Source organism: Bradyrhizobium sp. BR13661, assembly GCF_029892425.1.
Taxonomy (GTDB): Bacteria; Pseudomonadota; Alphaproteobacteria; order Rhizobiales; family Xanthobacteraceae; genus Bradyrhizobium.
This window is the reverse complement of record NZ_JARXWB010000025.1, coordinates 102120-127218: the sequence shown is the minus strand read 5'-3', so window position 1 is coordinate 127218 and position 25099 is coordinate 102120. Positions and strand designations below refer to the sequence as shown.

Annotated in this window: 24 protein-coding genes; 7 read left to right on the top strand and 17 right to left on the bottom strand. The window is 62.4% G+C overall.

The genetic code is table 11. From position 1 onward, the window contains the following. Positions 1-407 precede the first annotated feature (407 nt). On the top strand, positions 408-1118 hold the full coding sequence (locus tag M2427_RS31440) for a hypothetical protein (protein WP_280710694.1): 711 nt from the start codon (positions 408-410) through the stop codon (positions 1116-1118). Between the two features lie 121 nt (positions 1119-1239). Here the strand turns inward: M2427_RS31440 and M2427_RS31435 are convergent, their stop codons facing one another. Both M2427_RS31435 and M2427_RS31430 read right to left on the bottom strand, forming a co-directional pair. Next, the gene (locus M2427_RS31435) at positions 1240-1428 is read right to left on the bottom strand and encodes a hypothetical protein (protein ID WP_280710693.1); all 189 of its coding nucleotides are present in this window, start codon (positions 1426-1428) and stop codon (positions 1240-1242) included. An 83-nt stretch (positions 1429-1511) separates the two neighbouring features. Next, positions 1512-2138 (bottom strand): diguanylate cyclase, encoded by a 627-nt coding sequence (locus M2427_RS31430; RefSeq protein WP_280710692.1) that lies wholly within the window; start codon positions 2136-2138, stop codon positions 1512-1514. A 254-nt stretch (positions 2139-2392) separates the two neighbouring features. Between M2427_RS31430 and M2427_RS31425 the strand changes: the two genes are divergently transcribed. Together M2427_RS31425 and M2427_RS31420 are read left to right on the top strand one after the other, a co-directional pair. Further along, positions 2393-2767: a hypothetical protein gene (locus M2427_RS31425; RefSeq protein WP_280710691.1), complete on the top strand. Its 375-nt coding sequence runs from the start codon at positions 2393-2395 to the stop codon at positions 2765-2767. 87 nt (positions 2768-2854) lie between these two features. Further along, positions 2855-3142, top strand: coding sequence for a hypothetical protein (locus tag M2427_RS31420; RefSeq protein ID WP_280710690.1), 288 nt, complete (start codon positions 2855-2857; stop codon positions 3140-3142). A 174-nt stretch (positions 3143-3316) separates the two neighbouring features. Here M2427_RS31420 and M2427_RS31415 read toward each other — a convergent pair whose 3' ends face one another. Genes M2427_RS31415 through M2427_RS31395 form a run of 5 tightly spaced genes read right to left on the bottom strand, consistent with a single transcriptional unit; the run spans position 3317 to position 7587 of the window. Then, entirely contained in the window at positions 3317-4024 is a 708-nt protein-coding gene (locus tag M2427_RS31415; RefSeq protein ID WP_280710689.1) for a hypothetical protein, read from the bottom strand. Further along, positions 4021-4458: a thioesterase family protein gene (locus M2427_RS31410; RefSeq protein WP_280710688.1), complete on the bottom strand. Its 438-nt coding sequence runs from the start codon at positions 4456-4458 to the stop codon at positions 4021-4023. Before M2427_RS31410 ends, M2427_RS31415 begins: the two co-directional genes overlap by 4 nt. Further along, positions 4458-5366 (bottom strand): fumarylacetoacetate hydrolase family protein, encoded by a 909-nt coding sequence (locus tag M2427_RS31405; protein WP_280710687.1) that lies wholly within the window; start codon positions 5364-5366, stop codon positions 4458-4460. Before M2427_RS31405 ends, M2427_RS31410 begins: the two co-directional genes overlap by 1 nt. A gap of 45 nt (positions 5367-5411) precedes the next feature. Next, positions 5412-6518 (bottom strand): cupin domain-containing protein, encoded by a 1107-nt coding sequence (locus M2427_RS31400; RefSeq protein WP_280710686.1) that lies wholly within the window; start codon positions 6516-6518, stop codon positions 5412-5414. A 52-nt stretch (positions 6519-6570) separates the two neighbouring features. Beyond that, on the bottom strand, positions 6571-7587 hold the full coding sequence (locus tag M2427_RS31395; RefSeq protein WP_280710685.1) for a carbon-nitrogen hydrolase family protein: 1017 nt from the start codon (positions 7585-7587) through the stop codon (positions 6571-6573). A 128-nt stretch (positions 7588-7715) separates the two neighbouring features. Here M2427_RS31395 and M2427_RS31390 point away from each other — a divergent pair, with 128 nt between their 5' ends. From M2427_RS31390 to M2427_RS31375, 4 genes are all read left to right on the top strand, one after another. Continuing rightward, on the top strand, positions 7716-9875 hold the full coding sequence (locus M2427_RS31390) for an indolepyruvate ferredoxin oxidoreductase subunit alpha (RefSeq protein WP_280710684.1): 2160 nt from the start codon (positions 7716-7718) through the stop codon (positions 9873-9875). Between the two features lie 10 nt (positions 9876-9885). After that, positions 9886-11445 (top strand): indolepyruvate oxidoreductase subunit beta family protein, encoded by a 1560-nt coding sequence (locus tag M2427_RS31385; protein ID WP_280710683.1) that lies wholly within the window; start codon positions 9886-9888, stop codon positions 11443-11445. 151 nt (positions 11446-11596) lie between these two features. Beyond that, positions 11597-12091 (top strand): MarR family transcriptional regulator, encoded by a 495-nt coding sequence (locus tag M2427_RS31380; RefSeq protein WP_280710682.1) that lies wholly within the window; start codon positions 11597-11599, stop codon positions 12089-12091. After that, on the top strand, positions 12091-12573 hold the full coding sequence (locus M2427_RS31375; RefSeq protein ID WP_280710681.1) for a MarR family winged helix-turn-helix transcriptional regulator: 483 nt from the start codon (positions 12091-12093) through the stop codon (positions 12571-12573). The genes M2427_RS31380 and M2427_RS31375 overlap by 1 nt, the downstream gene beginning before the upstream one ends. 4 nt (positions 12574-12577) lie before the next feature. Here M2427_RS31375 and M2427_RS31370 read toward each other — a convergent pair whose 3' ends face one another. From M2427_RS31370 to M2427_RS31325, 10 genes are all read right to left on the bottom strand, one after another. Beyond that, complete coding sequence (locus tag M2427_RS31370) at positions 12578-13306, bottom strand: SDR family oxidoreductase (RefSeq protein WP_280710680.1); 729 nt, start codon at positions 13304-13306, stop codon at positions 12578-12580. Between the two features lie 2 nt (positions 13307-13308). After that, positions 13309-14919, bottom strand: a complete 1611-nt coding sequence (locus M2427_RS31365) for an ATP-dependent acyl-CoA ligase (RefSeq protein ID WP_280710679.1) — start codon at positions 14917-14919, stop codon at positions 13309-13311. 7 nt (positions 14920-14926) lie between these two features. Further along, a complete protein-coding gene (locus M2427_RS31360; protein WP_280710678.1) occupies positions 14927-15403 on the bottom strand; it encodes an aromatic-ring-hydroxylating dioxygenase subunit beta in 477 nt (158 codons plus the stop codon). After that, positions 15400-16740: a Rieske 2Fe-2S domain-containing protein gene (locus tag M2427_RS31355; protein WP_280710677.1), complete on the bottom strand. Its 1341-nt coding sequence runs from the start codon at positions 16738-16740 to the stop codon at positions 15400-15402. The genes M2427_RS31360 and M2427_RS31355 overlap by 4 nt, the downstream gene beginning before the upstream one ends. 17 nt (positions 16741-16757) lie before the next feature. Beyond that, positions 16758-17705, bottom strand: a complete 948-nt coding sequence (locus M2427_RS31350; protein WP_280710676.1) for a PDR/VanB family oxidoreductase — start codon at positions 17703-17705, stop codon at positions 16758-16760. A gap of 285 nt (positions 17706-17990) precedes the next feature. Beyond that, entirely contained in the window at positions 17991-19604 is a 1614-nt protein-coding gene (locus tag M2427_RS31345) for a tannase/feruloyl esterase family alpha/beta hydrolase (RefSeq protein ID WP_280710675.1), read from the bottom strand. Positions 19605-19690: 86 nt separating this feature from the next. Further along, positions 19691-21424: a thiamine pyrophosphate-requiring protein gene (locus tag M2427_RS31340; protein ID WP_280710674.1), complete on the bottom strand. Its 1734-nt coding sequence runs from the start codon at positions 21422-21424 to the stop codon at positions 19691-19693. A gap of 138 nt (positions 21425-21562) precedes the next feature. Continuing rightward, positions 21563-21892 (bottom strand): hypothetical protein, encoded by a 330-nt coding sequence (locus M2427_RS31335; RefSeq protein ID WP_280710673.1) that lies wholly within the window; start codon positions 21890-21892, stop codon positions 21563-21565. Between the two features lie 54 nt (positions 21893-21946). Next, positions 21947-23647 carry an FAD-dependent oxidoreductase gene (locus tag M2427_RS31330; protein ID WP_280710672.1) on the bottom strand — a complete coding sequence of 567 codons (1701 nt, stop codon included), beginning with the start codon at positions 23645-23647 and terminating at the stop codon, positions 21947-21949. 31 nt (positions 23648-23678) lie between these two features. Continuing rightward, positions 23679-25052: an MFS transporter gene (locus M2427_RS31325; RefSeq protein ID WP_280710671.1), complete on the bottom strand. Its 1374-nt coding sequence runs from the start codon at positions 25050-25052 to the stop codon at positions 23679-23681. Positions 25053-25099 lie beyond the last annotated feature (47 nt).

Below are 25099 nucleotides of genomic sequence, written 5' to 3'. Positions count from 1 at the left end.
GCGTACCGCACTAACAGGCCGAACACATGGCTGCTCCGACCAAGCTGCAAAGTGAAGATTCTCCTTGCCAACCAGGAGCCGTCCACACATGGCCCATCGCTGCCCATCCCACGGCCGAGGATATGTCGGCTGTCAGGGTAGACCGGGCCTAACTTAAACCGGGCCACACCGTCGCGATTGCCGCTCGACGGACGTGAGGCCCCCATGATGCAATCGCCGCAACCACCCGGCGCGGACGTCACAGTTGATGTTGCTTCCGGTCGATCATGGCTCAAGCCGGGACCCACTATCGCACGCAGCATTTGATCTTCATCAAGGGAGATCGATGGTGCAATGTCATTCTGTTAATTGACGAGCCACGCTTCGCCGGCGTCCGAAACAGGGGCGGCGAGTTGAGGTGAAGAAACATGCTCAAGCACACCGCCGCAGCCGCAGCCATCGTAGCTTTCACGCTCTCGCCCGCCCTGGTGCAATTGCCCGCGCCGGACTTCTGGGCCGGGCCGCTCTTCGCGCGGGAGGCCTCCGCCAAGGACCTCGGTCGCAACGCCAAGCTTGCCGATGCCGCTTCGATTAACGAGGATCTGATCGATGCCGCCCTGGGCGGCAAGGCGGACAAAGTAGCTGAAAAGGTGGCGGCGATGCGCAAGGCGCTCCCGATGCTGCGTCCGTTGCTCGACGCCGCGACTTTCGACGCGCTCGCCCGCGAGCTGACTGCCATGGAGCAGGCGATGGCCGGAAAAGACCTGCCTGCGACCGCGCTTGCATCTGTCGAAGCCTATCGCGTCATCGAAGCTGCGACCGATCCTGCGCAGCGTCCCTCGCCCATCGAGGTCGCGATGCTGGACTATTCGGGGTTCAAGCTGAGTATCCTGGCGGCGGGGCCGACCGCAGAATGGGCGGCCATCGGAGCCACAGCGAAGGACTCCGACAGCAATTGGTCTGCGCTGGCAAAAAACGTCAGCGACTCCGGCATCCGCGATCTGGCTGCAGCAATCCAGGATGGGTTGAGAAGCGCCGTGGCGCGCAAGGACATCGAGGGCGTGAAATTCGCCGCGAAACTTCAGCTCGGCATTGTCGATGTTCTTGAGGGGTACTTCAAGCGCGCCAAGAGTCGATAAGCAGAAGCGGCGGCGTTTCTCCGCTACCCGGATTGCGTCGCCGTCCAGTCTTGCATGAGATTGAGGATCGCTTTCGGCCAAATGTCAGCGGTTCTTTCTCGGCCGTTTCTGTCGCGTGGGCCTAGCTGTTCCGCGACAGCTCCTTCTCATGGTCAGCCTCTTCGAGCGCATGAAGAGCCGACCTCTCCGCCAGCAGTCGAGTTTCGATGTAGCTTCGCTCAACATCCGAAAGGTGCGTGCTGAGCAGGCGATGATATCGGTCGATGTTTCTACCGTGAGCTTTTGCAAGTGCGTAACCAACGACCATCATATTCTGCCTCCTCCGTCATCCTTTTGAGCATGGAACAGTGAGGAACGCTCCCGGTCGTTGATGAAGCTCAAGCTGGGCGATTTTCATCTGAACGACGTACCGCCTGATCCGAACCGCGGAGTCACATCGATGACTTGATGCAGAATGAACAATAAGCGCCCGGCATCATCCACAACCGGACTGTTGAGGGGCTGCCAGTGCCGCTCGACGAAATCACCACGCGCATCTCGAACGTCGTAGCGTTGAATGTCCATGGCGTGAGGACGCCCGGTCTCGGCAACAGTAGCAAGGGAGGAATAGAGCTGCGCGACCCCATTAGCCACCGGATCGTCGGGATTGTCTGGAAAGACATCGAACATCCGCTCCCCTCCAACGCGCGAAATGTCGATCATGGTGGCTGCCGTGTAGAGCTGATTTGCGTCGACGATGTGCAAACCGGGCCGCGGGTCGATAAGTAGCGATGGCGTCGATGCCTGCTCAAACTCTCGTTGAAAAACGCCGGCATGTTTCGCAGGCGAGGCTGGGAAATGATGCTGTCTTGCTGTCCAATCGCTACGGAAAGCACCGTGGGCAGTAGCTTCGATCGCAGCCAATTTGCGCTTCGCATCGAGAAGCAGCGAACGAATGATCTGCCTCTTTGCCTGGCTCGCCTCTTCCGAGAGAAGCCGCTCAAAAAGCGCGATGTTCTGCTGCTCGATGAAACGCTGCATGGGTTCGCTCCGAAGGACGCGGCCGCTTCAGACGCAATCTCTCCTCTGGAATAAGAACCTCCATTGCTGTTGGAACAACAAGAAAAGCGCTAGCTACCAGATTACCTCCGCCGGGGAGTCCCGCCATTGCGACAAAGGCCGCCGCCCCCAACGGCGGCCTTTTCGTACCTTCACGCCGACGTGAAAAGAATAAATTTCCTTAACGCTCGGACTGGCTGCATTATAAATCATGGAGGGCTTGGATTGGGGATCCAATGCACCGATTTGTCGCCCAAGCCAACGTGGATCACTTTATCGGCCATCTGACCGGCAGTGATCTGACGCCTGACAAACGCACCAGCATTACCAAGCTCCTGATCGCCGAGTTGGATAAGCTCGCCCATGATCTGGAACATCTTGAATTTGCCGAGAAAAGAGCAGCAGAGGGCCGCACCAGGGTGAACCAAGTCAGGGATATGCGCGATGGTCACCCCTTCGGCACACCCCAGCGCGAGCAAGCCGAGCGGCTGCTCGTAAACTGCGAAAACTTGCAGACAGTGCTTGAAGATTTTTGCCATCGCCTGCGCGCGAAGATCAACTCGCCGGGCGGAACAATTTCAACAGGTCCCCGACGAAACCTGATATGCTGATTTTATCACCGGCCGAGGCTCAGTCCGTAGGCGTCGGTGGCTGAGAGACCAACCGCGCTCCCGCCTGCATAAGAGGGAGCGTGCGCCATGTGGAAATCCACGGCGACGGCACCGTTTGACCGCAATTTGCAACTGGCGGTCATCGACACCGGCGGACAGGTCCATGCGCTGGTCTTCCCGTGTCGCCGCGTGCTTCGGGGCTGGGTCAATTCACAGAACGGTTCGCCCGTGTACGTGTTTCCAACGCATTGGCGCGAATGGGACGGCCGTATCGAGGAAGCACCGATTGGCGAGCCAGAGCTGGAGCGGTTAGCCATTGTCCAGGAGTACGCGGACGATCAGCGAGCGATCATCAAGAAGGATGGTCTCGACTAGCTCCGATTGCGCGCTCCGATTGAGCTCCTGGCCCTTTTCGAAAGGGTCCTGACGCGCACCTCGAGTCGACGCTCTAAAGCGCGATGAGATTGGGTTGAATCGTCATCGCGCTTTAGCTCTTTGTTTGAGCATGATCTTTCCGGAAAACCGCTTCACACTTTTCCGGATCATGCTCTAGCGCCCAGGCCGCACCACCTCCGTCAGCATCGGAAAATGCTTGTTGCCGCCTGCGAACGGCGGAAACTTCACGAAATCCGCGCGCATGTGCTTGATCACGTCGGAGCCGAGCGCTTGCGCGAGAGCCTGCGGGCTGTCGAACACCAGCTTGTTGCGCTGCATGTGTTCGACGCGCTGCGACGGGAGGCGATCGACCCAATCGATGCGGGTGTAGATCTCGATCTGGCGGACGTCCGGGAAGGTCCGCATGATCGACGGGTGATGCTCCAGATAGTGCAGGTTCCAGGCGTTCATGTCCTCGGCCGGGCCGGGATAGTGGACGAGGTAGCTGCACGTATCTGTCGTTCCCGCCGGATGCTCGGCGACATCGACGGGAAACGCGCGTGTCAGCATCACCTGATGCGTGACGTCGAGTCCGGTCAGGCCGGCTAGTCCGGCGCCTGTCGCAAGGCTGGCAAGGATGCCGCCATCGTTCATCGCGGCCTCGCAGGCGAACAGGTCGGGAAACCGCAGTTGAAGCGCAAACACGGGGCCGGAGCCGTCGGCCTTGTAGGGATGGTCGACCGACTGTTCGAGCGGCGTGAACAGCATGGCCTCGGTCACGTCGGGGATCGATCCGACCAGCTTCGCCACGGCGTCAACTTCATCAGGATGAACCCGCCGTTCGCCTGCGGAATCCGAGAATGTCATGAACAGCGAGATCATGCCGGCGTCGCCTCTGCGCCCTCGCCCGCGCTCACATGCGACGTGAGCGCGGCTCTGACGTCATCGGGCCATGGGATCGCATGATGATCGACCAGCGAGGTCGCCGCAAGGATCTGGCGCGCGCGCCAACGCGGGCCGTTCGCGCCTGATACGACATGCTCCAGATGGAGCGACGATCCGCCGACCTTGATGATGCGCAGGTCGAATGTCAGGAGATCGCCGAACATCGACGGCCGGGAGAAGTCGCAAGCAAGGTGCACCGTCGGCGTGCCAATCTTCCTGATGGTGATCAGCTCCGGCCATGGAAAACCGATTCCGGCCCAGAAGTCCTCGACGACACTGTTGAGGATGTTCAGATAGGACGGAAAGTACGCGATGCCCGAGGGATCACAGTCTCCGAACCTGAGCTCGCGGTCGAACGAGAAGACCGTCATCAGATCGCAACGACGGGATGGCGGAGGACACCAACGCCGTCGACCCCGGCCTCGACCACGTCGCCTGGCCACAACCATTCCTGCGGGCTCATGCCGGCGCCGACGCCATCAGGCGTTCCTGTCGCGATGATGTCGCCCGGCTCGAGCGTCATGCCCGACGAAATGTCCGAGATCAGAACAGGAATGTCGAAGATCATGTATTTGGTGTTGGAGTCCTGCTTCATGACGCCGTTCTTGGTCAGCCACAGCCGCAAATCATGCGGGTTGGGGATCTCGTCCGCAGTGACGATGCAAGGGCCGAACGGCGCATAGGTGTCCATGCCCTTGGAGAAGATCCACTGCCCGGCGCGGCGGTTGTCGCGCGCGGAAATGTCGATCATCACGGAATAGCCGAACACGTGATCCATCGCGTTGTCGGTGGAGATGCGCGTTGCGGTCTTGCCGATGATGACGGCGAGCTCGACCTCCCAGTCGAGCTGCTGCGTCATCTTCGCATTGTGCTGGATCGCACCGCCCGGGCCAACAATCGAGGTCGGCGGCTTGGAGAAGACAACCGGCTGCGTCGGCAGGTCCTTGCTGGTGTCGAGGCTCTCTGCGGATTCCGCGACATGGGCGCGGTAGTTCAGCCCGATGCCGAAGACGTTTTTTCGCGGGCGCGGGATCGGCGCCAGCAACTTCACGTCCTCGACCGCGACCGCCGAGCCGGCCGGGAATCGGCCATTGGCGTCCTCCAGTGCATCGCGGAGCGCCGGCAGCAGAGTCACGCTGTTGTCGATGAACGACAGCATGTCATCAGGCCATGTCACGCCGCTGGACGCACCGAGATGCTCGACATCGACGACCAGTCCGTTGACGATGGCTCCAAGACGGGCCCCGCTGGAGCCCAAGGTGTAAGTGACGAGACGCATGAAAGATTTTATCCGGCTGTTCTGGTTGAATACTGCAAGGCGATGTCAGGCTGCGACCGATTGGTAACCGCCATTGTCGCCATAGGCCTCTTCCCGATAGAGCCCGAGACCTTCGATCACAGGCAGATCGTTGAAGCAGAACAGGCAGGCATCCTCGCTGTCAGATGCATTGCCGTGCTCGTGCCAGGCCCAGGAGGGAACGCAGAAGATGTCGCGCTCCTCCCAGTCGAGCCGCTTGCCGCCGACGATCGAATAGCCGCGCCCCTTGGCGACCTGATAGATGAAGCTGCCGGTGTGGCGATGCGATTTTGTCTTTTCGCCGGGCCGCAGCAGCTGCATGCTGGCGCCGATGGTTTGCATCACGTGGCCGCCGGTGATCGGATTGACGTAGTTCATGAGAGTGCCGTCATAAGGCGAGCCGTCCGTCGCCGCGGCGTATTTCTGCAAGGACTCGTAAGTCGGCTCCCACTCATATTTGAACATGGGGGAATAGCCCTTCGACCATTTCGAGCCGGCCGGCCGAAGACCGGGATTGCCCCAGGTCTTGGTCATGTCGTCGACGGGATAGAATGACGCCTCCTGCTGGAGCTTCGGATGCACGACGAAGAAATTGGCTTCCAGCGCATTGACCAGCGGGATGTCGAGGCCGTCCTGCCAGATGCAGACCGAGCCGCTGCCCTCGACGCCGTGCTCGTGCCAGGTGCCGTTCGGCGTCAGCACGAAATCCCGCGCGCCGAGCGTCATCTTGTGACCGTCGACGATGGTGTAAGCGCCCGCGCCCTCCATGATGAAGCGCAGCGCCGAGGCCGAGTGGGCATGGGCGGTGGCGACCTCGCCGGGATGCATCACCTGCAATCCCGAATAGAGCCAGCCGACCGCGGCCGACACGTCGCGGCGCCCGGGATTGTTGAGGTAGATCACCCGCCGCCCCGCCTTCTCCGGCGACACCAGCTCGACCGAGCGCAGGACATGCTCGCGCAGATCCTTGTAGCGCCACAGCACGGGAACGGAGGCCGACTGCGGCGCCCACGGCTCGATCTTGTTGGCAACCGTCCAGAGCGCGCCGGCTTCGTACTTCTCGAGATCCTTGTAATAGGCCTTGAGCTCGGGCGTGTCCTCGACATTGGCCCGGCCGATCACGTTCTCGCGCATGCTGTCCTCCAAGTCCTGTCTTACGACGCCGCTCTATCGACGCGCCCAATCATTACTCCGATCTCAGCGGGATCGGCGTGAAGCCCTGCTCTGCGGCATCGCCCTCGCCGCCTGCGAGGCCCAGCGGCGCCAGGGGGCGTCGATTGACCCGCAAATCAAAGACATCAAAACGATTGTAGTGCCCGACGATATCATGCATCTGCTTCGGCTGGATGCAGCGCTCGAGGTCGATGTCGGCATAGACGATGCCTTCGTCGTCGATCAGGGCGTCGCCGACCACGCGGCCATCCGGCCCGATGACGCCGGAGAAGGCGCTCGATTTCCGCTGCAAACGCGCGCGTGCGTCGGGAACGACGGTCTCCATCGCCGCGATGATCTCCTCCGACACGGTCGAGCAGGAGACGATGGTAAAGATCTTGCCTTCGAAGGAATGAGCAATCGCGCGCAGCTTGATCGCCTCCGCCATGTCGTAATCAGGCGGCGCGACGGGAAGCGAGATGTAGCTGGCGACATGCACGAGCTCACCCTGGCCGAGCAGCGCAAAGCGCGCGAGCGTGTTGGTGTTCTCGCCGCAGGCAAGGCCGCCGAGACGCCCGATCTCGGTATCATAGACGCGCAGGCTCGATCCGTCACCGCCGGTCCAGGTCAGCTTCTCGGCCCAGGTCGGCACCAGCTTGCGGTGCTTGCCGAGCAACGCGCCATCAGGCCCGATGAAGACGAGCGTATTGTAGATCGCGCCGAGCGAGACCGGGCTACGCTCGTTGACGCCGAGGACAACGTAACAGCCAGCATCGCGCGCGGCCTTCCTGACCACATCGACTTCCGGACCCGGCACGAGCACCGACGCTTTCGCGAGCTTCTCGAACCACGCGCTGCCGGTGACGGGATCGGTGATCCAGTTCCAGTAGGGATAGCCGGGCACGAACACTTCGGGGAACGCGACGAGTTTCGCGCCATTGGCCGCTGCCTCACGCACCAGTGAGGCAGCCTTGTCGGCGGTCGCGCTCGCATTGAGATAGACTGGTGAAGCCTGGACGGCGGCGGCTTTAAAGCGCGGCAGCTTCAGCATCGGCCCACCCCTGTCGGCTCGCTCATGACCGCCTTGCCGAAAGAGACAATCCGCCGGCGTGATCGCATGGCGCGCGTTGACTTACTTCACATGTAAACGTATGCTATCGCATATTTCTGGAGGGTGCAATGGCGGAACGTTCCTTTGCTCGCGAAGTCGAGGATCTCCGGCTCGGCGACGGCGATATTTTCCGCGGCGAAGGCATCCTCGCCATCACCAAGGCGCTGCTGCAATCCGGCGTCGCCTATGTCGGCGGCTACCAGGGCTCGCCGATCTCGCATCTGATGGACGTGCTTGCCGACGCCAAGGACGTGCTCGACGATCTCGGCGTGGTGTTCCAGAGCTCCGCCAACGAAGCGGCTGCGGCGGCGATGCTGTCGGCCTCCGTGATGTATCCGCTGCGCGGCGCAGTGGCGTGGAAATCGACCGTCGGCACCAACGTCGCCTCCGACGCGCTCGCCAATCTCGCCTCGGGCGGCGTCACCGGCGGCACCATGATCATCGTCGGCGAGGATTATGGCGAGGGATCCTCGATCATGCAGGAGCGCACGCATGCGTTTGCGATGAAGTCGCAGATCTGGCTGCTCGATCCCCGTCCCGATCACGAATGCATCGTCAATCTGATCGAGAGGGGTTTTGAGCTCTCCGAATTCTCGAACACGCCTGTGATGCTGGAGGTGCGCGTCCGCGCCTGCCACATGCACGGCAGCTTTTCCTGCAAGGACAACGTCAAGCCTGTTCACACCATCAAGGACGCGCTCAACAATCCCAAGCGCGACGTCAACCGCATCGTGCTGCCGCCGGCGGCCTATGAGCACGAGCAGGAGAAGATCAAGACGCGGATGCCCGCGGCCATCGGCTTTGTCAGGGACAACAAGCTCAATGAATGGATGGGGCCGACGCAGGGCAAGGTCGGCATCATCATGCAGGGCGGCATGTACAACAACGTCATCCGCGCGCTGCAATATCTCGGGCTGTCGGATGCCTACGGCAATACGCAAGTGGCGCTCTACGTCATGAACGTCACCTACCCCGTGATCGACACCGAGGTCGCCGAGTTCTGCGCCGGCAAGGACGCCGTGCTTGTTGTCGAAGAGGGGCAGCCGGAATATCTGGAGCAGGCGATCAACACCGTGCTGCGCCGCAGGGACATCCAGGCGCGCGTCCATGGCAAGGACGTGCTGCCGATGGGCGGCGACTACACCGCGCAGGTGCTGCTCGGTGGCGTCAGGGAGTTCCTGGAGAAGACCGAGCCGCGGCTGCTCGGCAACCGGCCGCCGGCGCCTGATGCCGCGCCCGTCCTCAATCACCCCGCGGTCGAGAAGCTGAAGCAGGTGGTGCCGGCGCGCCCGCCCGGGCTCTGCACCGGCTGCCCGGAGCGGCCGATCTTTGCCGCGATGAAGCTGGTCGAGGAAGAGCTCGGCCAGCACCACGTCTCCGCAGACATCGGTTGTCACCTGTTCTCGATCCTGCCGCCCTTCAATATCGGCGCGACGACGATGGGCTTCGGCCTCGGCCCGGCCTCGACCTCGGCTTTCAATGTCAAGGCCGACAAGCGCTCGATCGCTGTGATGGGCGACGGCGGCTTCTGGCACAACGGCCTGACCAGCGGCATCGGCAACGCCGTGTTCAACAAGCACGACGGCGTCTTCGTCATCGTCGACAACTACTACACCTCGGCGACCGGCGGCCAGGACATCCTGTCCTCGCGCGCGATCAACAAGCGGCGCGATACCAACAATTCAATCGTCAAGGCCGTGAAGGGCATCGGCGGCCAATGGGTACGCCAGCTCGACCGCACCTATGACGTCGGCAAGATGCGCGACACGCTGAAGGAGGCGCTGACCACCAAGGAGGAAGGCCCGAAGGTCATCGTCGCCTCCTCCGAATGCATGCTGAACAAGCAGCGCCGCGTGAAGCCGCAAGTGAACAAGGCGATCAAGGACGGGCAACGCATCGTCAAGGAGCGCTTTGGCGTCGACGAGGACGTCTGCACCGGCGACCATGCCTGCATCCGGCTCTCCGGCTGCCCGTCGCTGTCGGTGAAGCAGCTCGACGATCCCCTGCGCGATGATCCCGTTGCTGCGATCGACAATTCCTGCGTCGGCTGCGGCAATTGCGGCGAGGTCTCCGAGGCCGCAGTGCTCTGCCCCTCGTTCTACCGCGCCGACGTGATCCACAATCCGACCGGCTGGGACAAGTTCAAATCCAAGGTTGCGATGAGTGTCATCGGCTGGCTGCAGCGGCGGCGCGACCGTCGTCGTCCGGCACTCGAGGCCATAGTATGAGAACCTGGGCATGAGAGACGAGACGGTACGGCTGGCGCTGCCCGCGAGCGGCGAAGCGACCGAGCGGCCGATCTCGATTGCGATCGTCGCGATGGGCGGCCAGGGCGGCGGCGTCTTGACCGACTGGATCGTGCAGCTCGCCGAGAACCATGGCTGGGTCGCGCAGTCGACTTCGGTGCCCGGCGTCGCCCAGCGCACGGGCGCCACGATCTACTACATCGAGGCGATGCCGCCGGCGGGCGGCCGCAAGCCGATCCTGTCGCTGATGCCGACGCCTGGCGACGTCGACGTGGTGATAGCAGCCGAATTCATGGAGGCCGGCCGGTCGATCCTGCGCGGCCTGGTGACGCCTGACCGTACCACGCTGATCGCCTCAAACCACCGCTCGTTTGCGATCGGCGAGAAGATCGCGCCGGGCAACGGCATCGCCGACGGCGGCGCCGTCACCGGTGCCATCGGGATTGCCGCAAAGAACGAGATCATCTTCGACCTGAACGCGCTGGCGATCGCGCATGGCAGCGTCATCTCGGCGGCGATGTTCGGCGCGCTCGCGGCGGCCGACGTGCTGCCGTTCAGCCGCGACAGCTATCTCGACGTGATCCGCGCCGGCGGCAAAGGCGCGAAGGCGAGCATCGAGACGTTCGGGGCCGCCTTCGACCGGGTCAAGTCCGGCGTTGCCGACATTGCAGCACCAGCGCAAGCCAGACAGGCCGTCCCCTCTCCCGCAACGCCTGATCCGGATCTCGCCGGCCTCGTCGCAAGATTGAATCAGGAACTGCCCGAACCAGCGCTCGCCATGGCGCGCGCGGGCTTGCGGAAGGTGGTCGACTTCCAGGACGTCGCCTATGGCGGCGAATATCTCGACATCCTCAGGACGTTGCACGCGGCCGACCGCAATGCCGGCGGTGGCGCCCGGACCTATGCCTTCACGGAGGCCGCGGCAAAATATTTGGCCAACGCCATGACCTATGACGATGTCATCCGCGTCGCCGACCTCAAGACACGCGCCGGCCGCCGCGCACGCATCGAGAGCGAGCTCGAGATGTCGGACGGACAGGTGCTCCAGACCACCGAGTTCATGCATCCCCGCATGGAGGAGGTCATGGGCATGCTGCCCGCAAACTTCGGCCGCTGGCTTGGCGCGCAGCCGCGCCTGCTCGGCTGGCTCGATCGGCGCGTCAACCGGGGGCGCCGGGTGCGGACCTACTCGCTGCCCTGGTTCCTTGCGCTCTATGCCGTGGGCGGGATGCGCGGCCTGCGCCGCCGCTCGCTGCGTCACGCCATCGAGACGGCTCACAGGGACGGATGGCTCAAGGCCGCAACCGACGCTGTCGGCACCAATTACCAGCTCGGCGTCGAGATCCTGCAATGCCGACGCTTGGTGAAAGGCTATTCCGATACCCACAGCCGGGGGCTGTCGAAATTCGACAGGACACTGGCCGCGATCAAGCTGGTGGGGCGACGCGATGATGCCGCCGACTGGGCGCGCCGACTGCGGGAGGCCGCGCTGAAGGACAGCGCCGGCAAGGCGCTCGACGGCGTGATCCAGACCATCAGGACTTTTGCATGATTCCATCGCAGCCGGCGCAGGATTGGATTGCCGTGCGCCCCCGAGGGCGTCAGGATCAATCTTGACGACGATTCTCAAGTTGCTAATCGGAGCGAAAGATCCGCGATAACCCCTCCAATTGACGAGACATTTTGTCCTCGATGGTCATGCAATGCCGGCAGCACTCAAAGAGAACATCGTTCCCGTCCCTGGGCAGATCGAAACCCGGCTCTGGCTGCAATTGCTGTCGCTGCATGGCGAGCTGTTCGCCTCGCTCAATGCGATGCTGAACTCCGAGTTCGGCCTGTCGCTCGCAAAATTCGACGTGCTGGCCCAGCTCGATCGTTACCGGGACGGCCTCGCGCTCGGGCAATTGTCGCAAAACCTGAAAGTCACCGGCGGCAATGTCTCCGGCCTGGTGCAGCGTCTTCTCGCCGACGACCTCATCAGCCGGGAAATGTCGAGCGAGGACCGGCGGTCCTTCATCGTGCGCCTGACGCCGAAGGGCGAAGCGCTGTTCAGGAAGGCGGCCGACACCCACAAGAAGCATCTCGGCAAACGGTTCGAGCACGTTTCGGCCCGGGAGCTGGACGGTGCGCTGTCCGTGCTGAAATCGCTTTCTTCAAAACTTCATACCGAGAGCAAGAAGCAAAGTCGCAAGAGATAATGGCCAGAGAATCCAAGAGCCGATGGAAGTCAGGTCCGCCGAGGACCAGGGACCAGCTGCAAACCTACATCCCGTATCTGTTCAACCGGCTCGCCAATCGCTGGAACCTCGACCAGAACCGCGATCTCAGCGAGCACGGCATCAACAATGTCGTGTTCCGGACGTTGTCGGTGCTGTTCATCTACAAGACCCTGACGGTCAACGAGATCGCCGTTCTCGCGGTGACCGAGCAGTCGACGGCGAGCCGCATGGTCGAATCCATGGTGTCGTCGGGCCTCGTGAAGCGTGAGATCGCCGAGGAAGACCAACGCCGTCGCGTCGTGGGACTAACGCCTGAAGGCGAGGCCCTGCTGCGCAAGATCTGGCCGATCATGGCTAACAATTACGACAAGCTGATCGAAGGCATTGAGCCTGACGACATCGAGGTCTGCGCGCGCGTGCTGGCCAAGATGGTCGAGAATATCCGGCAAAACCAGATCTGATGATTTAAGGGCCGAGGCCGACGAGGCTGGTGCCACCGCAGACGTAGAGCACCTGCCCGGTCACGAAGTCCGAGCGTTCGTCGAGGAAGAATTCGATCGCGTGAGCCACGTCCTCGCGCGAGCCGAGCCGCCCGACCGGAACGTTGCGCGCCATCCGCTCCTGCTGCTCGGAGCCCTTCGGGATGATGCCCCAGAAATTGTCGGTCAGGATCGGGCCCGGCGCGACCACGTTCACGGTGATGCCACCGGAGGCGAGCTCCAGCGCCCAGGTGCGCGCCATGCCATGCACGCCGGCCTTGGTCGCCGAATAAGCCGAACGCGTCGCCGCCCCCATCGCGGCGCGCGAAGAGACGAAGACGATGCGCCCGAAGCGGCGCGAACGCATTCCCTCCAGCGCCGCCTGGGTCAGCAGCATCGGCGCGCCCAGGTGCAGCTGCGCCAGCATCAGAATGTCTTCCGGCTTCGCATCGGGCAGCAGGTTCGGCAGGATGACACCCGCATTGTGCACGAGGCGATCGACTGCATGATCGCGGCAGATTTCCTCTGCGATCGCGCGTGTCTCTTCGATATTGGAGAGATCAGCGCGATAGGCCGCGAGCAGATCATGCGTCCAGGTGGGCTTCTCCAGCCCGACCGAGACCACGCGTTGTCCGCTCTCGACGAGCCTTTTCGCCAGCGCCTCGCCGATTCCGGAATTGCCGCCGGTGATGAGCGTCGTGCGGATCTGGGCCATGGTCAAACTTGCCGCTTCTTGAGGTCACGCAGATCGAAAAACGCACCGTCATGCATCAACTTGCCAACAAAATCCTTCAGGCCGCCACGCTGGATCTTCTCGGTCGCGGTCAGCGGCAGGCTGTCGACGAAAGAGATCCAGCCCGGCGCCTTGTAATACGCCATCTGCTCCAGGCTCCAGCGCACGATGTCCTCGGCGAGCGCGCGGTCAGCACCGCCTTGTTCCGCGATGATGACCGCCGCAACCTCGTCACCGCGCACCTGGTCGGGCGTTGCCGCAACCGCGGCTTGCCGGATGGCGGGATGGCGGTTGAGGACGGACTCGACCTCGACCGCGGCAATGTTCTCGCCGGACCGGCGGATCACGTTCTTCTTGCGATCGACGAAATGGAGATCGCCGTCAGCATCGCGCGACACGATATCCCCGGTGTGGAGCCAGCCACCGTCCCACGCCTCGGCGGTGGCCTCCGGATTCTTCAGGTACTCCCGGAAGAAGCCGTAGCGCGGATCCGCGCCCGCCCGCCGCACCAGCAGCTCGCCCGGCGTCCCGACCGGCGCATCATGGCCGCTGTCATCGACGATGCGAACGTCAACCTCCGGTGCCGGGCGACCAAAACAGCTGGTGCCGATCTTGCGTGGCTCGACGTTGGCGGCGATGACGCCGCCGCTGCCCGTCTCGGTCATCGCCCAGGCCTCCAGCAGCGGGAAGCCGAAACGCTCTTCGAATGGCGCATGCAGGAGCTTGTCGACGCCGGCGCCGAAGCCGAAGCGCACGGTGTGCGCCTTGTCCTGCTCCGATGCGGGCGCGCTCATCAGCATCGACGGCATCACGCCGAGATAATGCAGGCAGGTGGCGCGGCTGTCGCGCACCGACGCCCACCAGGTGCGCGGATGGAAGCGATCAAGCATGGTCAGGCTGCCGCCGACCGACAGCATGGCCATCAGCGACACGGCCATCGCGTTCATGTGAAACAGCGGCAGCGGCGTGATCATGCGCTCGCCGTCATTCTTGAGATCAATCAATCCGCCGACGTCGCGATACCAGTTTCCGGAATGCAGGAAATAGGTGTTGGTGAGCACGCAGCCCTTGGGCTGCCCGGTTGTCCCGGATGTATAGAGCAGCGCGCATTCGCTCGCCTCGCCTCCCACGGTCGAAGGCCGCGCACCGCCGAAGGGCGCGGGAACCTCGTCCTGATCCGTCACGACCGAGATCGGCCGGCCGGCCTGACGCGCCGCCAGTTCCACCTCATCACGTCGTTCCGCGAGGACAAAGACCGCGTTCATCTCGGAATGCGAGATAATGTATTCGAGCTCGCTCAGCCGCAGGTCCGGATTGATCGGCACCACGGAGACGCCGAGCGCGTTGAGCGCGAACCATAGCTCGACGAACACCGGCCTGTTCTGGAGCAGCAGCCCGACCCGGTGGCCTTCGCCATAGCCGCGGCGCGCGAAAGCCGCTCGCCAGTGCTCCACACGATCAAGCATGGCGCGATAGGAAATCTCGCCCCCCGCGATGCCGTAGATGTCGGCCGTCTCCGGCAACACGTTGAAGAAACCGGCCTCGCCTCGGCGCAGCGCAGTTTCACGAAAGCGGGCATAGACTGTAGCGGTCAAGGCATACTCACATGAAGAGTTGAATGTTTCCGAACGGCGCGTCGAAATTGACGAGATCGACCCGCTTGAGCTTGATCTTCAGGGTATCGCCCATCTCGACGAACTCATGCGACGCCCATCCCGAATATCGCTCCAGCAGATCGCCGCGCGTCTCGGTATAGATATAGGACGTCCGCGCCTTGAAGACGCCCGCAGCGGGATCGCACGCCACGATCTGCGGCGCCTGCAGCAGATGATGGCAGCGGCTCTTCGGCTTCTGGCTGAAGGTCCGCTCGCCGGCCAGGCGCTCGACCCGCACCTTGAGCAGCAGCATATCCTCGTACATCAACGACGGCTGCAGCACCGGATCCTGCTGCTGCCATTCCAGCGGCATCCAGTAGCGCCCTTCAGGGTGAAACAGATCGAGCCATTGCTGCCATTGCATCGTGTCGAGAAGCTCGGCCTCCCGATAGACCAGGTCGGTGATCGTCTTTTCGGTGATCATTCGGCGGCCTCGACGCGCTTGTCCATATCCATGGTCATGAATTTCGCCCAAGCATGAAACTGGTTCCGCATCTGCCGCTCAGAGGTGCCATTGATCACCGCGGTCACGTCCTGCTCTTCATGGCTGTCGTAGAGCCTGCGCAGATTGACCCATTGATTGCCGTTGGATTTCAGCCCTTCCTGCGCCCGCTCGTACATTTCCAGATCGTCGTGGCCCACGATCGAGGTCGGCGCGTTAATGAAACGGTTGTACATCAGCGCGCGCTCGTAGAGCTTGTCGGGCGCGCCGACCAGGCGATAGACCCAGCTCTCAACCAGTGTCCTGTCGACCGCGATCGGGATGAAGTTGCGCAGGATCTGGACGGCACCTTTCACCATGATGTTCGGAAAATACACGGTGTTGTGCCTGACCTCGCCGAGGATCTCGTGTGCGCGCGCATCGCCGTAGGCCGCGACCATCTGGTCGAGATAGCCCGGGACATCAGAGTAGTTCGAATGGATGGAGTTGGCGACGCCGGTGTGGCCGTGGCCGTTCGGCCAGATCCTGATGCCGCTCTGCTCGTAGAACTCGTAGGGGCTCATGAAGGGACCGTAGAGCTGCACCGCCATCGGCGTCTCCGTGGAATCGCCCTGCTCGCGCTTCCAGACCTTGACCGCGGTGCCGGCCGAACTCTCATGCGCGACCATCGGATGGCAGGTGTCGGTCTGGTTTTCGACCAGCATCTTCCAGTTGCAGGTGTGCATGTAACGGATCGGCGTGGCCTGGACTGCGAGCTTGCCCTCCGGCGAGCGATCGACCATGTTGTCGATGGTCGAGAGGCTCTCGCCGAAATAGTCCTCGAAGGAGACGCCGTCCTCGTTCAGGCGGGCGAAGATGAAATCGCGATAAATCACGACGTTCCTGACTTTCGACAGCCCCCCATTTGCCTGGGTGTCGCCAAAGCCGGTGCCCTCGTAGCCCTTCTTCAGCGGGATCGCGAGCAGTGCGCCGTCGGTCTTGAAGGACCAGGCGTGATAAGGGCAGCGGAAGAACTTTCCGGTGTTGCCGCAGGGCTCGGACGCGATCTTCACACCCTTGTGCGGACAGCGATTGTAGAACACATGGATGGAGCCATCGGTATGGCGGCTCGCCAGCACTGGTTGCCGGCCGATATTGGCGGTGATGAAATCGCCGGGCTTCGACAATTGGCTCGCATGCCCGACATAGACCCAGCTGTTCGGGAACAGATGCTCCATCTCGAGCTCGAAGATCTCAGGATCGACATAGACGTCGCGATGCACTTCGGCGTCGCGCACCAGTGCCACAATCGCGTGGGCATTCCGTCCGTATTTCGCCATGGCGAGCCTCGTCTCCCTCATAGATCCAGCACCAGACGCGCCGATTTGGCGCGTGACACGCAGATCTGCATGACTTTGTTGGACGCCTTCTCGTCGTCGCTGAGGATGACGTCGCGATGGTCAGGCACCCCTTCGAGCACGCCGCACTGGCAGATGCCGCAATCGCCGCGCTGGCAGTCGTAGAGCACGTCGAGCCCCGCCGCTTCCAGCGCCTGGATGATGGTCTGACCGGCTGCAACGCTGACGATCTGCCCCGACGATTTGAGTTCGACCTCGAACGGCCGGTCGGGCGAACCTGGCTGCTCCGCCTTGAAGAGCTCGTAGTGCATGCGCTCGGTCGGGATGCTGGCACGCGCGGCCGCCCTCACCGCTTCGATCATGCCCGCCGGACCGCAGACATAGATATGGCAGTTCGCGGCTGCGTCTCCGAGCGCCGTTGCGATGTCCAGACGCGACTCGTCGCTGTCATAGTGAATGGACAGTTCTCTCGTGCAAATCTCCTGGAGATGCGGCAGAAACGCCAACAGTCCTTGCGCGCGGCCGGCGTAGTGCAGGCGAAACGGAGTTGCGCGGGCGGTGAGCTCCGCCGCCATCGACAGGATCGGCGTGATGCCGATGCCGCCGGCAAACAGCAGCGCGGGCGCCGCGTTCTCATGCAGATGAAAATTGTTGACCGGCGCACTTGCCTTGACGACATCGCCGACCTTCAGCGCGTGCATGAACTGCGAGCCGCCGGTCGAAGCCTCTTCGCGCAGCACCCCGAGCGCCAGGGCGCCCCCGGGCAGGCCCGGCAGAGCCATCAGCGAGTACGGCCGGTCGCCTCCATCGGGAAGCGCCACGCGCACATGTGCGCCGGCCTGCCATCGCGGCACGACCCCGTCCTCCACGTCGAACACAAGGCTCCGTATGAACGGCGTCTCCGCGGCACACGATCTGACCTTGAGCTTGAGCGGATGGGCGTCCATTCAGGCATCTCACGAATTATATGAATTTGCATATTTTTAGACATGTAATAATTGCCTGTCAATCGTCCGTACGGAGACAGGCCCCTATTGCCGGTCCGAGGCCCGCCAAATTGGTGCCGGAAGGTTAGCGCCGGCCCAACTCCCGACGGCCCGCGCCTGCGTAGAGGTCGATGACACAGGAACGACCGCCGTATGCGCCGTCACTGGAGGGATCTGGCAGGCTTAAGCCAGAGCCAATCCGCCGTTGAATTCAGCATCCCGAGATTGCCTGTTGCTCGCATACCATCACTCCACGCATGCGAAATTCGCGGCAGACTCTGGATCACCTTCGCCTTTGTATTTGGCGTGTTTGGGGTAGGGGCAGAGTGGACGGGTGCGGCCGGGAAACCCGGGACCGCTCGCGATAACCAGATCGGGCGCCTTGCCTTGCTCCACCCAGTTCACAATCGCGCCGAGAAGGTCGAAGCGCTCCAGCGTTGCTCCGCTGCGGCAGTGCCCCATCCCCGGCACCGCAAAAAATCGGCTCGAGGTTGTCCTCACCTGCTCCAGGCCGCCGGAATCCCTCGCCATACGCTCATAGTAGTCCAGGGTGTCCAAAGGAGAAAACCAAGGATCGCTCCATCCGTGATAGAATAACAGTTTGCCACCGCGCCCGAAGAAGCTCGTGAGATTTGTCCAGTATGCCGTGTTCGTCAGGCGCTCCATTCCGCTTGCATCGACGGCATCTTCAAGCTGATCAAGATTGATGCTTTCCCGGTAGGGCGGTCCAACCGGACTACGTCCGCCGGTCACCAGAATACCGGGAATGGAAACACCCTCCGCAGCGACGCCGGCATCCCATGGAAAGGGAGGATAGACTTGGTTTCCACGGGCGTTCTTAGGGCCAGAGAACGCTTTTTTCAACGCGCTCACCTTGACCGGAGAGAGGCAGGAATCATGCTTGTCACTGGTGCAGGCCAGCACGGCGGGATCGAACCGGCACGCATTGCGATCAAATATCATTCCGTCCTTGATGCCATCCTTGCCATCGCAGGTGTCCAGTATGGCATCCGTGATCAGCTTCCTCTCATCGACCGAGAATGCCTCGGACGGAGCCGGCTTTCCGGATGCATCCTTAGGCGCGATTTCGGTAAAGGCGGCATTGGCCCAGGCGAGGCCGAGATTGGAGCGACCTGTACGCATGGCCGGATCGCCGGAAACAATGCCATCAAACTCTTGCGGATAGCGCTGGGAGGCCAGCATGCCCTCACGACCGCCTGTCGAGCAGCCGATAAAATACGAATGACTTGCTGATTGGCCGTAATAGAGACCGACGATCGCCTTTGCGGCTGAAGTGACCTTTCCCACGGACGCATTGGCGAAGTTCAGCGCGGCTTCCTGATCCTTCATGAACGACGCATCGAACTCGGCAGCTTGATGTCCGCTGTCCGTCGTGACCACAGCGAAGCCGCGAGCAAGCGCGGGCACGTCTCCCGCCGCCTGCGCTCCGATCGGCGGGCGTACCGTGCCGTTCAAACCACCTCCGCCTTGAAAAAGAAATCGTCCATTCCAACGATCCGGCAGGGCGATTGCAAAACCGATCGCATAAGGCTTGCCGTCCACGCCGACGCGCTCATCGATCGTGCCGTTCACGAGGCAATTCGACGGGAGTGCAACAGCCACCGTATCGGGATAGCGCGGCAGCGGGCGCACCGTTCCAGGGGGCGCTTCCGGCACGTGGAGAGCCTTGGTGATAATGGTGGTATCCTGAATTTTCAGGCCGGCCAGAGCCGAACATTCGCGCGCCGGAGCGATCGAAGGCGACGCGATATCAGTTGTCTGGGCGATTGCTGACGAGACCGCAGCAACATAAATCGCAGCTGAAACCGCAGGCATCAGCAAGGATGTCGTTCTGGACACGTGTAGCTCTCCTGGATGGCAATCAGTCATCGCATTGTCGAACGACCACTGGATGTGTCAACCCGCCGGCGTCGCACCGGCGGCATCTAGAGTGGTTCAATTTGCACATGGAGAAGCGCGGCACGGCCTCCGTCGACTGCCGCAAGACAGTTCTTGATGGCCGCGTCAAGTTCACCCGGGTCGGCTACATCTTCGCCATAGGCGCCGAATGCGCGAGCGATGTCGGCGAAGCTTCGTTTCTCACCCTGCCCATAATTCGCAAGCCGTGACTGAAAGGAATCACTGCGTTGCGCCTCACCGTTTGGATAGACGCGCTGGACCGAAGCTTTAACGGCCTGCCACCCGCCGTTGTCGACCACAACAGTGAAGATTGGCAGCTTGTACCGCTGGGAAACTGCGAAGACGGAATCCGGCGAAGAAAAATGGAGCGCGCCGTCTCCGATGACCTGTATCACGCGTCTATCAGGCTCCGCCAGCTTGAGACCAAGCGCCATGCCGCCGCTGAACCCGAGACCACCGCCGGCTAACCCCACGTAGGTACCAGGAACGGTTCGTCGAAGTTGCTGCTGCAGCAATTGGGCGTTCCGAATAGCCTCGTTGACGACCACGTCGTTTGGCGAGATCAGAGCGGCAAGGCGCGCGAACAGGTAAGCCGGATTGATCTCTCCGTGCCTGCCCGGCTCCGCCGCAGCGGCTTTCCTCTTCGCTTCGGCTATCTCGCGGACGGTCCTCCAAGAAGCAATTCGCGCTTCAACCCTGGATCTGAAGCCATTGCTCGCGCGCGCTTCGACGATTTCCAGCACCTGTTGCAACACCGTGGCGCAGTCGCCCGCTACACGCAGGTCGGTCGCAAAGCCCCACATCGGGAGATCGGATTTCAGGGGGTCGACATCAACCTGAATCCAACGCAGCGATGAAGCGACGGGCAGAGCTTGGGGGATAAAGGGAACGTCGACATCGAGCATCAAGCCGAGATCAGCATCCGCAATCACCGGCGCCAAGTCGAATCCGGCAAAACAGGGTGAGTCCCGAGAAATGTTCATGTCGATCGCGTTGAACTCGACCACGCGTATGCCGCAGATTCTCGCAAGGCGATCGAGCACGGCAACAGCTTCCGGCTTGCGACCCAGATAAGCCGTAACAGCAATGGGATTTTCCGCGGCCATCAATTCTTCAGCGATCTGGATCGCGCGGTTTGTCTCTATGCCGCCCGCGCGCACGGCGCCGTAGCGCGCCGGCGGATAGGATCGCACGGCCGCCTCATCCCAGCACTCGGCCAGCGTTTCCCGCGGCAGCGTCATGTACACCGGCCCTGCAGGATCACTCTGCATGAAGGCGGCTCCCCGCGAAAGCGCCTCCTTGACTACGACGCCCGACGGTAGCGAATATTCCCACTTTACGTAGGGCCGTACGATGCTCGCGGGATCGAAGCTGTCCTGGATAAAATGGACATAGGTATCGCGCGACCCCAGCAATTCACCATGCAGGGTAAATGGCGCCCGACCGGCAAACAGCATCACCGGGAGACGATAACGGAAGGCGTTCTGCACAGCCATGCTGGCGTTCGCGGTTCCGGCATCGACGTGAACGAAGACTGCTTGACCGCGCCCGGTTGCGAGCGCGTAGCCTGCGGCCATATGAACGGCGACCACTTCGTGTGGACACAGCACAACCCGGGAATGTTGCCGCCCCTCGCGGTCCCAGCGCGCGATCTCTTCGATGAGCGATACATGATCGGTGCCGAGATTCGCGAAGATATAATCGACGCCGATGTCCAACAACCCCTCAAGAAAATAGTGTGCAGCGCTATATTTGGTCATCTGTTGTTCTTCATCCGCGCCGGGACTTCCGATTCCGGGATTTCCACCTTGCAAGTCGCCTGAATTTTGGACGGCCAAATCCGCGCTCCAGGCAAGATTAACGACCGAAGCCTCAGATCGCAGCCTGGGTTGCCTGCCCTACCACGTGACGAGGAGGCCACAGATAAGTGCTCCCGGAAGCGATGTCCCGGTGCGCCGCCAGGTGAATGTTGAAATGACACCGATGATGGCGAGAAGCGGGATGAACTGGATGGCGATGATCGTCGATAGCGGCACGACGGGCGATGTCGGAACGGGATTGATCAGTTTTCCACCCAGCCACATCGCAAGGTATTGGCCACCGACCAGGATGATGAAACCCAGCGAAAGCGACAGGATGATCGTGGCATAGTGAGTGAAATGCGCGAGAAGCGCGCCGACGATAATGATCGCGGCACCGATGACGGCCAGCTTCGCCCTCTTGTACATGTATTTCCCCTCACCTGGAGCCCAGCCATCTTGTCGCGTTGCGGATTCGACGATTCACTCCGCAACCGTATTCATCTCACTTGCGAGGTTTTTCCGGCCCTGTTCCGGCTCGGAGATCGCGCCGCGCAGGCGGTCCAGCAATCGCCGGATCTCGCGCGGAACATCATTGCCGCGCCAGGCAATGTGCGAATCCGGGCGCACCATCAGGAGCGCCTCAGGAAAATCGTATCCTGCCTCAGCCCGATCGACGTCGAGGAGCGTCAAGGGGACGCCCGAACGCGCGGCTGCGTCCACCAGCGGTGCAGCATCGATGGTCCGATCGAATCGCACCAGCGTATAGGCGGGACCGAGCGCATCGAGCAGCGAGCGTCCATCGGCCAGCCAGACGTGCGGCGCGCGGGCGCCAGGCACGGTCGAGGCTGTGAAGCTGCCCATGCTGTAGGGCGGTGGCGCCGCTCCGTCATAGGCAATGATCGGCGACCGGTCGTAGTAATAGCCGAAGTTCAGGCCGGCGCAGCAATATTGCTGGACGTTGAGATCGTAGGCGGCCTGGCCGATCTTGCTGCGCGCGGCATCACCGGCGGGCCCTTCCATCTCGACCTCGGGCGGCACAGCGCGCCGCTGCCCCATGACGGCAAGAGCGTGGTTCATCGCGAAATGCGAGACCTGCTCGGTGATCGGCTGGCGCTCGGCCTCGTAGGCGTCGAGCAGCGCGGGGCTCGCCCATCCCTGCAGCACGCCCGCAAGGATCCAGCAGAGGTCGACGGCGTCGGCAATGCCGGCGTTCATGCCGTAGCCGGCATAGGGAATCCACAGATGGGCTGCATCGCCGCAAATGAATGCACGGCCGTCCCGGAAGCGATCGGCCACCAGGCGCCGCCCGACCCAATCCTCCTTGCTGATGATGTCATATTGAAAGCGATCGTCGACGCCGAGAATGGTGCGCAGCGCCCAGTCGCGATCGACGCTGTCAAACTCGAGCTCTTCCGGCGCGAGATGGTTGTGGATCAGCCAGTTGTCGCGGCCGTCGATCGAGACCGTCGTGCCGCAGCGGCGCGGATTGAGCGACATGGTCATCCAGGCGGGCTTCTGGGTGATCAGATCCTTCAGCGCGGGAGCGTGGATATAGGTGGACTGCACGCGCTGCACGACGTCGGTGCCGGCGAGGCGCGAGCCGATCAGCCTGCGCACGGTCGACCGGCCGCCGTCGCAGCCGATCAGATAGTCGGCAGCGATGGTGATATTCCGGTCATTGTCGAGGTCCAGCGCCCGCGCGACAACGCCGTCTGCGCCCTGCTCGAAATGCTCGACCTGAACGCGATTGAGAATCCTGATTCCCGACCGGGCCTCGGCGGCCGCAAACAGGATCGGCTCGAGATAGATCTGGTTGATCCGGTGCGGCGGCTCGGGAGTGGGCCAATCGGTATCCGGGCCGCCGGTCGCGGTGTAGCGATCCGCGCGACAGGGAATGGGGATCCGCGTCAGCTCGCGACCGACGACGGCGGTGCGATAGGCGCAGTCATTCGGAAAGTCGGCCGGCAATCCGCCTTCCCGCACCTCGCGCACGATGCCGAGGCGGCGGAACACCTCCATCGAGCGCGCAGAGACGTGGTTGCATTTGACGTTCGGTGGCTCGCCCGCCGGGCGGATTTCGGCGACGACGACGTCGATACCGCGGGAGGCGAGATCCATGGCGGCGGTCAAGCCGACTGGCCCCGCGCCGACGATCAGGACCTGGGTCTGGATGTTTTTCATGTCATGTTCTCTGGCGTTTTCGCGAGCTGGCTCAGGCTCGCTCGGGCACCGAAAGCTCGTCATGCTGTGCCTGGCCGCTGACCGCGCCGCCGCGGCGCATGCCGACGAAGGCAAGACCAAGGATCACCAGCGCGGAGCAAAGCTGCGGCACCGCGCTGGTCTGGAACAGAGACGGGATGCTCCAGTGCGCCGCGAGCATCAGTCCGCCGACGGTCACGCCGAGAATCGAACCGAAACGGCCGATGCCGAGCGCCCAACCGATTCCGGTGGCGCGGATGTAGGTCGGATAGAGGCGCGCCGCGTATGCGTTGCAACCGATCTGGCCGCCGATGACCGCGACGCCCGCGATGAAGACCGCCGGCACCAGGATCGGCAGCACGGCTCCGGCAAATCCGATGGTAACGATCGAGACGAAGCCGGCGACGTAGGTCAGAAACAGGACGCGATGGAAGCCGAGCCGCTCGATGAGCAATCCGAGCGCGACCGTGCCGACCATTCCACCGAGCTGGAACGCGATCCCGACGGCGATCGCAGCCTCGACGTCGAGGCCGACGCCATGCGTCAGCGTCGGCAGCCAGCTGTTGAGGAAATAGATGTCGAGCATGTTCATGAAGAACATGATCCACAAGAGCAATGTCGGGACGAGCCGCCGGTTGGTGAAGAGCTGCGGCAACAGGAATCCCTTGCCGCTTTCCTCGATGACGGCGAAGCGTGCGGCATCCGCGAACTTCGCCGACGGGTCGATCTGCCCCAGGAGTGAGCGGACGCGGCCGTTGTTGCGCTCGTCGAGCGCCAGTAGCGACAGCGATTCCGGGAGCCATACAATCAGGACCGGGCAGAGAAGGAGCGGAAGGACGCCACCGATCACGAAGATGGCCTGCCAGCCGTAAGCCGAAATCAGCTTGGCCGCGACCGAACCGCCGATCGCCGATCCCAGCGATACCGTCATGAACATCAGCATGATCAGCAGCGTCCGGCGTCGCTGCGGTGAATACTCGCCGGTCAGTGCGATCGCATTCGGCAGGACGCCACCAAGACCGAGGCCGGTCAGGAAGCGCAGGACCACCAGGTCGGGAACACTTCCGGCCCTGCTGGTGGCCAGCGACCCCAGCGCAAATACGATCACGCCCGCAATCACCAGCCACTTCCGCCCGAAATAGTCGGCCAGGGCGCCGAACAGCAGCGAACCGATCATCACGCCGAACAACGAGGCGCCGAATACAGGACCAAGCGCGCCGGGTGCCAGATGTAGGTCCTTACTGAGCGCCGGCGCGACGAAGCCGAGCGCCTGGGCATCGAAGCCGTCTAACCCGATGACGAGGGCACACAAACAGATCACTCGGACCTGGAAGGCCGAAAGTGGACGGTCGTCGATGTAACGGCCAATGTTGATCGTCTGCGCCAAATCTCCCTCCCCTGCGTTTCGTATTATCCGACGACACTCGCCGCTTG

Coding starts and splice junctions, on each gene's coding strand:
- M2427_RS31440 (WP_280710694.1), top strand. CDS start 408: ATGCTCAAGCACACCGCCGCAGCCGCAGCCATCGTAGCTTTCACGCTC.
- M2427_RS31435 (WP_280710693.1), bottom strand. CDS start 1,428: ATGATGGTCGTTGGTTACGCACTTGCAAAAGCTCACGGTAGAAACATC.
- M2427_RS31430 (WP_280710692.1), bottom strand. CDS start 2,138: ATGCAGCGTTTCATCGAGCAGCAGAACATCGCGCTTTTTGAGCGGCTT.
- M2427_RS31425 (WP_280710691.1), top strand. CDS start 2,393: ATGCACCGATTTGTCGCCCAAGCCAACGTGGATCACTTTATCGGCCAT.
- M2427_RS31420 (WP_280710690.1), top strand. CDS start 2,855: ATGTGGAAATCCACGGCGACGGCACCGTTTGACCGCAATTTGCAACTG.
- M2427_RS31415 (WP_280710689.1), bottom strand. CDS start 4,024: ATGATCTCGCTGTTCATGACATTCTCGGATTCCGCAGGCGAACGGCGG.
- M2427_RS31410 (WP_280710688.1), bottom strand. CDS start 4,458: ATGACGGTCTTCTCGTTCGACCGCGAGCTCAGGTTCGGAGACTGTGAT.
- M2427_RS31405 (WP_280710687.1), bottom strand. CDS start 5,366: ATGCGTCTCGTCACTTACACCTTGGGCTCCAGCGGGGCCCGTCTTGGA.
- M2427_RS31400 (WP_280710686.1), bottom strand. CDS start 6,518: ATGCGCGAGAACGTGATCGGCCGGGCCAATGTCGAGGACACGCCCGAG.
- M2427_RS31395 (WP_280710685.1), bottom strand. CDS start 7,587: ATGCTGAAGCTGCCGCGCTTTAAAGCCGCCGCCGTCCAGGCTTCACCA.
- M2427_RS31390 (WP_280710684.1), top strand. CDS start 7,716: ATGGCGGAACGTTCCTTTGCTCGCGAAGTCGAGGATCTCCGGCTCGGC.
- M2427_RS31385 (WP_280710683.1), top strand. CDS start 9,886: ATGAGAGACGAGACGGTACGGCTGGCGCTGCCCGCGAGCGGCGAAGCG.
- M2427_RS31380 (WP_280710682.1), top strand. CDS start 11,597: ATGCCGGCAGCACTCAAAGAGAACATCGTTCCCGTCCCTGGGCAGATC.
- M2427_RS31375 (WP_280710681.1), top strand. CDS start 12,091: ATGGCCAGAGAATCCAAGAGCCGATGGAAGTCAGGTCCGCCGAGGACC.
- M2427_RS31370 (WP_280710680.1), bottom strand. CDS start 13,306: ATGGCCCAGATCCGCACGACGCTCATCACCGGCGGCAATTCCGGAATC.
- M2427_RS31360 (WP_280710678.1), bottom strand. CDS start 15,403: ATGATCACCGAAAAGACGATCACCGACCTGGTCTATCGGGAGGCCGAG.
- M2427_RS31355 (WP_280710677.1), bottom strand. CDS start 16,740: ATGGCGAAATACGGACGGAATGCCCACGCGATTGTGGCACTGGTGCGC.
- M2427_RS31350 (WP_280710676.1), bottom strand. CDS start 17,705: ATGGACGCCCATCCGCTCAAGCTCAAGGTCAGATCGTGTGCCGCGGAG.
- M2427_RS31340 (WP_280710674.1), bottom strand. CDS start 21,424: ATGACCAAATATAGCGCTGCACACTATTTTCTTGAGGGGTTGTTGGAC.
- M2427_RS31335 (WP_280710673.1), bottom strand. CDS start 21,892: ATGTACAAGAGGGCGAAGCTGGCCGTCATCGGTGCCGCGATCATTATC.
- M2427_RS31330 (WP_280710672.1), bottom strand. CDS start 23,647: ATGAAAAACATCCAGACCCAGGTCCTGATCGTCGGCGCGGGGCCAGTC.